Consider the following 7,257-nt stretch of genomic DNA (forward strand, 5'->3'; position numbering starts at 1 on the left):
CTTTAAAAATTGCCTCAAACCCATCTTATTAAATTGATCATCTCGTCTTTAGCGGCAAATTCTATCTGTATACGATAATTAATATTAAATTTATTCCATATTAGTTATTATTCGCGAAAAAAGATTGATAACTTAAATCAGTATTAAGTATTCTAAAGGATTTTATATGATTGTTTCAAAAAATAAAGCTTTTGCGCCTATTGTTTCTCTAGTATGCGCAATAAATTTACAAGCCGTAGATAATATAAATTTAGAAGAGGTTGTAGTCACTGCTAGCGGTTTTTCACAAAGTATTAAAAACGCACCCGCCAGCATATCAATCGTAAAAAATGACGACCTGGCAAAAGATAGCTTCACCTCGCTTCACTCTATCGCCTCAAAAGCTCCGGGGGTTAGCGTTATAGGCGGCGAGGACGGGCCTGCCAGCGGTATCTCGATCCGCGGCATGGAAGGTTCGCAAACGCTAGTTCTCATAGACGGCAAGAGAGTAAATTCAAGCGCGGCCAATCCAAAAGGCGGCGCCGGCGATATGAACTCAAATTTTATCCCGCCGGTTGAGGCGATAGAACGCATCGAGATCATCAGAGGACCGATGAGCTCGCTTTACGGTAGCGATGCGGTGGGCGGGGTCATAAATATCATCACTAAGAAAAATTTCGATAAATTTAGCGGCTCCGTGAGTATATCGGGTATCGCGCAGACTCATAGCGGCATCGGTTCGCAGCGCCAAGCGGACTTTTATCTTAACTTTCCGCTTCTTAACAAATACCTCGGCCTTCAGCTCTGGGGCTACAAAAAGTTACGCGACGAGGATAGCTATCCGGGCGGCTATCAAGAAAGCGACAAGAAAAACTTTAGCGTCAAACTATGGATCATGCCCGACGAATACAATAAATTTTATCTCCTAGCCTCCCAAGAACGCCACGAATACTCTAGGACCGTCGGTAAGACGGCAACCGTAAGGACAAACAGGCTGCTAAATAGCTACGACTACAAAAAAGATAGCTACGGAGTGGGATATCTGGGAAATTTTGAAAATTTAAATGCCGACGTGAGCTACATTTACGACCAAACGAAGCGAACGAGCCTCTTTGATAGCTTAACGCCGGCTGACGTCAAAAACCACAACTTTAACTCCAAATTTAGCACCTTCCTAGATTCGCATACGCTAACTTTCGGCTATGATTTCAGCAAACAGACGGTTAAAACCACATTTATCGTATCAAATTCAAGTAGAAGCGTGCTACGAAACCCGAAAGCCTACTCTATGAAAGAGCATGCGGCATTTTTAGAAGACGAGTGGGAGATTTTAGACGACAAGCTTTATTTGACGCTGGGCGGTCGCTTCACGCATAACGAATTTTTCGACGATCATCTCTCGCCGCGTGCGTATCTAGTTTATAATCTAAGCGACAACTGGACGCTAAAAGGCGGCGTAGCAACAGGATATAAGACGCCGAACGTCAATCAGATCTCGCCGGAAGTCGGCACCATACAAGGCGGCTGGAGGATAGTAGACTTCGGTAACGCAGACCTAAAACCCGAAAAGAGCCTAACTTATGAAATCGGCGCTTACTACGATAGCGGCGACGATTTTAGAGGTTCGGTTACTCTATTTAGAAATGAGTTTAAAGATAAAATCCTAGACACCGACGGCAGCAGCATAAACCGTATTCCGGCATTTGGCTCATGCGCTACGGCTCCGCACGTAAACTGCCCGGGCTGGGGAACTTACTTTAACATCGACGGTGCCGACGTCTGGGGCATCGAGCTTAGCGCAGACTACGACATACTAAAAAATCTAAATTTGCGCGGCAACTACACATACAACAACTCCAAAATCAAAACCGGCGACCCGACGATCAATACCCCAAACGGCCCGGTCAAATTTAGCCAGACCAATCTCAGCCGACTAGACGGCAAATCTCTGACCGCAACGCCCGAGCACGCGGCAAATTTGACGCTTACGTATAAGCCTATCGCAAGCGTTAGCACCTTTGCCGGGGCAAACTACGAGAGCGAGCTAACCAGCGTCAAATTCGGTCCCGGCAATAAAGTAAGCGAAAACGACAAGAAGCTTTTTACCGTCGAGTTGGGTGCTAGCTGGGAGGTAAATAAAAATTTAAGCCTAAATTTGACCGCCTACAATATCTTTGATAATATCCGCTACGACGAGGGAATGGCCGATGACGGCAACTACTACTGGTATCCCGAAGAAGGCAGGAGATTTTGGTTTAAGGTAAGCGCGAAGTGGTAAGGGTTGTTAAATTATTTTTGGGAGCTTTGATTATGATTGGTGCAGCCAGCGCAAAGCCTACTCAGAACATAGAGCCGATAGATGAAAGCGTTTATCGGCTTTTTGATGTTAAATACTCCATACTAGAAAGTGCGGGCGGAGAAATATATAAAATTTTTCAAGCCGTTCCGAAAAACCGCAACGTTTATCCAAAAGCGATTTTTATGCTCGATGCGAATGCGCAATTTTCCGTGTTGCTTAATTTATTTAAAAATTTTACTTCAGACGACAATGTACCGCTTATTATAGGCGTCGGATACGATACGCCGCTAGCTTACGATACCGCAAGGCGAACAAAGGACTTAACGCCGTTAGCCCAAGGCGACGAATACGAGCAAGGCGGCAATGCGGACAAATTTTATAAATTTATAAAAGAGAGGCTAATGCCGTTTGTGGACAAAGAATACGATATAAAAAATAGCGAAAAAATATTTTACGGCCACTCTTTCGGCGGACTATTTTTAGTTTATTCGCTTTTACAAAACGACGGTATATTCGATGAGTTTTTTGTAGCTTCTCCGTCTCTTTGGTGGGGAGATTCAAAAATTATAAAGGAGGCCTTAGATAACGACGGCAAACTAAAAATTAGATTAAAGGCGAGTTTTATAAGACTTAGCGTAGGAGAATTAGAAAAAAGAGCAGGCAAAACGGACAAAGAAAATATACTAAAGGCGGCAGATTTGGCTGAAATTCTAAAAAAGTCGGGCGTCAAATACGAATTTAAAATCTATGAAGGGCAAGGACACGGCGACGTAATACCGCTAGTGCTAAAAGATATCGTAAAGCATGTAAGCGAATAATATTTTAACTCTTTGTTATTCAAAGTTAGCGGCTACTAAAGTCTCACAATAGGCCAAATTTAGATTTTTATCCAAATTTGGCCTAAAATTTTAATCTTCTTCTTTTGCGATTCCGTCTTTTGCAAAGGCTTGCATAAAGCGTAGGATTCTGGATTTTTCTTCATCGTTTATTTTGGCAAATGTTTGCATAGCGGTTAGATATGCATCCCATTCGTTCATCAAATGCTCTTTTGGTTTGTGGGCCGCGTGACATGAGCTGCAAGTGTCATAATAAACAAGCTCCGCCTCCTCCCATGAGGCGTAGCTATTTTCATTTAACTTTTTGCTGTCTATTAGATACTCTGCCTTCGGCTTTGCCTCCTGATTTTTAAGCATCAAAAAGGTTATCAACGGATCTTTTTTGTAGGCTAAGATATTTTTGTTATCAGTAACCTCTCCGCTAACTTCGATAAGCGATAAATCGCCATCTTGCTTTATAAATTTTACGGGCGTACCTTCGTAAATTTCGCCTACGACCTCTTTGGTTTTAGGATCAAGCAAATCGGCCTTGATATCAAAGATAAACATATCTTTTGCAAAAACAAAATTTGCCAAAACCGCCGCTAAAAATAGAATTTTTCTCATTTATGCTCCTTTTATTATCGGTGTTTTAATACCGGCATAAGCCTTGGCATCAACTTTTTTGACAGCTACCAAGCAGGTATTTATAGAAGTGGCTTGTGCCATAGTCGAAGTAGGTCTTGAGCTGGTTAATAAATTTACGTGCCCTGCGTTACATCTCGGGTTTTCATCCGTTAAATTTTCAGGATCATACCAAGTGCCTTCGTTTATCGACACGACGCCCCTCATAATGTCTTTGCTTACGACGGCTCCTGCTAAAATTCTACCCCTGTCGTTATAGACTTCAACCGTATCGCCGTCTTTTATGCCAAATATCTTAGCATCTTCATCATTTATAAGCACAGGCTCTCTATTTCCTACTTTATATGCTTTTCTTACAAAAGAGTTATCGAGCTGAGAGTGGATGCGATATTTTGGGTGCGGACTTAGCAGATGAAGCGGATATTGCTTTGTAAGTTCGCCATTGCCAAGCCATTCCGCAGGCTCAAACCACATAGGATGTCCTTTAAAATCATCAAGTTTATAATCAGCAAATTTTTGCGAGAAAATTTGAATTTTACCCGTTTCCGTAGCTAGTTTATTTGCTACCGGATCAGCTCTAAATGCGGAGTGACGAACAAATTTCTTTGCCTCTTCGCCCGGTTCAAAGTACACGTATCCTTTTTCCCGAAATTCATCAAAACTTACGTAATTAACGCAATCGCTTCTTTCATAAAAGCTTCTTATGATCTCCTCTTTGCTCTTGCCGCTTGTAAATTTACGATGCTCTTTTTCGCCCACCATTTTTGCCATCTGAGCAAAAACGTCATAATCGTTTCTAGCTTCAAAAAGTGGCTCTACAACCTTTCTCATCGCATAAACATAATCTTGCGAATAAGAGCCGCCATAGCTTATATCGTCTCTTTCGAGCGGGGTCGTAGAAGGAAGCACTATATCGGCCATCTTTGCCATCGGCGTCCACCAAGGCTCATGAACTACCACGGTATCAAGCTTAAGGATAGCCTTTATAAGTTCATTCGTATTTGGATGGTGTCTCAAAACGGTTGCGCCCGTTATATACATGACTTTGATGTCTGGATATGTTATCTCAGAGCCTTTAAATTTAATCTTTTTACCCGGATTTAGCAAAGCTTCGCTAACTCTTGAGGCCGGAATTTTTGCATCTACTTTGTTTTTACCTTGCGGCAAGCCTACCGGCAAACTAACGCCCGAAAACGCCTGGCCGCCGCCGCTATAATGCATAGAAAATCCAAATCCGCCGCCGGGGAGACCGACTTGTCCTATCATCGAAGCAAGCACCATAAGCATCCAGTCGGCCTGCTCTCCGTGATGAGCTCTTTGCATAGCCCAGTTGCCCGCTAAAAATGTACGATTTTTTACGAAAGTATCGACAAGCGCCTTTATAACGCCCTCTTCAACACCCGTTATCTTTGCTGCCCAGGCAGGAGTTTTTCTACCATGTCTTCGCTCTTACCAAGTAGATAAGGCAGGAATTTATCAAATCCAAAAGTGTATTTTTCGATAAATTCTTTATCATATTGGTTGCTTGTATATAGGTAATGACACATTCCAAGCATAAGCGCCACGTCGGTATTTGGGCGAATTTTAATCCACTCGGCGTTAAATTTCTTGGCAATTTCTGTGTATTGCGGATCAATCGTGATAAATTTTATTCCAGATTTTGCGTATTTTTCAAAATAAGAATTATTTCCGCGATTTGCTATTTTATAGTCGATTTGATTGCATTTAAATAAATCAGCGCCCCACATTACGTAAATTTTCGTATTTTCAAGCATTACTTCATGTGCGGTTTGAGGAGAATAAACTTCCAAATCTCCAACGATAGTTGCATTTACTCTTCCTGCAGCACCGTTACTATACTCGCCGTCAGTTCCTACCGCTCCGCCAAAAACGGTATTAAAAAATCTACCCGCTACGGAGTTGCAGTTGTGAAGAAGACCTGGATGCCCCCAGCCGCCATAGCTTGCGTTATAAATTTCGTCCGTCTTTACGCTTTGAAGCTTTTTAACTATTAGCTTCATCGCCTCGTCCCAGCTTACTCGCACAAATTCCTCTTTGCCGCGAAGCTCGGGAGCGTTTTTACCTTCTAGGTAGCTTTTCTAACGCAAGGATATTTTATTCTGGTATCAGAATAAACTCTATCTATCCACGCCTCGTTTCCAGGATATTTGGGGTCTTTATCAGATACCTGCGGTCTAATTTTCACTATCTTACCGTTTTCGTCGACGTCGGCGTAAAATGCACCTAAATTTGAAGCATGCGGTATGCTTTTAATCTTGCTCTCCTTGGCCATAAGGGGATTTGAGCAAACTACTGCCGTAGCCGCAGCGGATGTCTTTAAAAAATCTCGTCTTGAAATTGACATTTTGTCTCCTTAAATTTCAAAATTTCGCCGCAATTATATTAAATAAATTCATTTTAATTTCATTTTTAAAATTAAATTTAGCTTATTTATTGGATAATAAATCAAATTAAACTTATAAGGATTTTAAATTACATCAAGAATAAAAAAGCTTCAAAAGCTCTGTGCGTTAGTTGTTTGTAGCGACGAAAATTTAATTGAAAAAATAAGGCCAAACAAGGATAAATTCTTAAATTTATATTTTATAAATTTTGATTGCTTTTTGAATTTTTATCTTAATTGCAATACAAATTTAGATGTCGTAATTATCGACCTGGACCCTTTGTTTGAGAATAAAGAAGAAATTGATTTCTTTAATATTTCATTCATATCACCGAATCAAAAATTTATATTTTTAGCAAAAAACAAAAAAGTCTATTCTAAAATTTTAAAAAATTTTCACGGCGGAAGTTCCGCTATATTATTTAAGCCAATTAAAACAAGCATTTTACTCGATAGTATCGCTATGCTATCTCCTAGCCAAGAGGCAAGCTTTTTAATGCTAAACAAAGAAATTAAGATAAATCTCGAAAAAGAGCAAATTTACAAAAATAACGAACAAATTTTTCTAACAAATTTACAGCATAAGCTGATCTTGCTCCTAGCCCAAAACGTAAATAATATAACCACCTTTTCAATGATAGAAGAGGTCGTTTATCACGATAAAATGAGTTCAAAAATAGCTATGCAAAATTTAGTAGGCGTGCTAAAAAGAAATTTAAATCTTGATATAAAAAACATACATTCAAAAGGCTATATTCTCTATTCCTATTGACTTTTACTGTGATCCTCTTCAAAATCATACCGTTAATCTCTTTCTAATCTGAAAACCACCTTTATTTCTATAGCTTTTGAGGCACGAGTACATTTTTAATTAAATTTCAATAGAAGAATAGGAACATATGACCGGGATTGCGGAGATATAACCAAGAGCATTGAGTACTTTTAAATTTACGCAAAAATACCAGCAGAAAAACAAAAGTAAATTTTTCTACAAACTCTAATTTGCTTTAATCTAATAAAAATAACCTCTACATAGGACAATATGTTAATAAAAAACTTAGGCTCAATTAAACTTGTATGATACTCACCCAGAAACCTGAAATATTTTTTTGGAG

General features: G+C 40.0%; 4 protein-coding genes and 1 pseudogene. 3 read left to right on the forward strand and 2 right to left on the reverse strand.

What is annotated here, in order from left to right; genetic code table 11:
- Positions 1 to 166 precede the first annotated feature (166 nt).
- Positions 167 to 2,257: a TonB-dependent receptor gene (locus tag RYL88_RS10170; protein WP_314991039.1), complete on the forward strand. Its 2,091-nt coding sequence runs from the start codon at positions 167 to 169 to the stop codon at positions 2,255 to 2,257.
- A 32-nt stretch (positions 2,258 to 2,289) separates the two neighbouring features.
- Positions 2,290 to 3,096: an alpha/beta hydrolase-fold protein gene (locus RYL88_RS10175; protein ID WP_314991041.1), complete on the forward strand. Its 807-nt coding sequence runs from the start codon at positions 2,290 to 2,292 to the stop codon at positions 3,094 to 3,096.
- Positions 3,097 to 3,186: 90 nt separating this feature from the next.
- Here the strand turns inward: RYL88_RS10175 and RYL88_RS10180 are convergent, their stop codons facing one another.
- Positions 3,187 to 3,720: a hypothetical protein gene (locus RYL88_RS10180; RefSeq protein ID WP_314991043.1), complete on the reverse strand. Its 534-nt coding sequence runs from the start codon at positions 3,718 to 3,720 to the stop codon at positions 3,187 to 3,189.
- Positions 3,721 to 6,103, reverse strand: a pseudogene (locus tag RYL88_RS10185) (molybdopterin-dependent oxidoreductase). It lies immediately after the preceding gene.
- 535 nt (positions 6,104 to 6,638) lie between these two features.
- On the opposite strand from RYL88_RS10185, the gene RYL88_RS10190 reads away from it, so the two are divergent.
- Positions 6,639 to 6,914 carry a hypothetical protein gene (locus RYL88_RS10190; protein ID WP_314991045.1) on the forward strand — a complete coding sequence of 92 codons (276 nt, stop codon included), beginning with the start codon at positions 6,639 to 6,641 and terminating at the stop codon, positions 6,912 to 6,914.
- The last annotated feature ends 343 nt before the right edge of the window (positions 6,915 to 7,257 follow it).

The organism is uncultured Campylobacter sp., assembly GCF_963517995.1.
In the GTDB taxonomy this organism is placed as follows: domain Bacteria; phylum Campylobacterota; class Campylobacteria; order Campylobacterales; family Campylobacteraceae; genus Campylobacter_A.

What these genes read in the sequence shown, in the direction of transcription:
- RYL88_RS10180 (WP_314991043.1), bottom strand. Translation starts at nt 3,720, where the DNA reads ATGAGAAAAATTCTATTTTTAGCGGCGGTTTTGGCAAATTTTGTTTTT.
- RYL88_RS10190 (WP_314991045.1), top strand. Translation starts at nt 6,639, where the DNA reads ATGCTAAACAAAGAAATTAAGATAAATCTCGAAAAAGAGCAAATTTAC.
- RYL88_RS10170 (WP_314991039.1), top strand. Translation starts at nt 167, where the DNA reads ATGATTGTTTCAAAAAATAAAGCTTTTGCGCCTATTGTTTCTCTAGTA.
- RYL88_RS10175 (WP_314991041.1), top strand. Translation starts at nt 2,290, where the DNA reads ATGATTGGTGCAGCCAGCGCAAAGCCTACTCAGAACATAGAGCCGATA.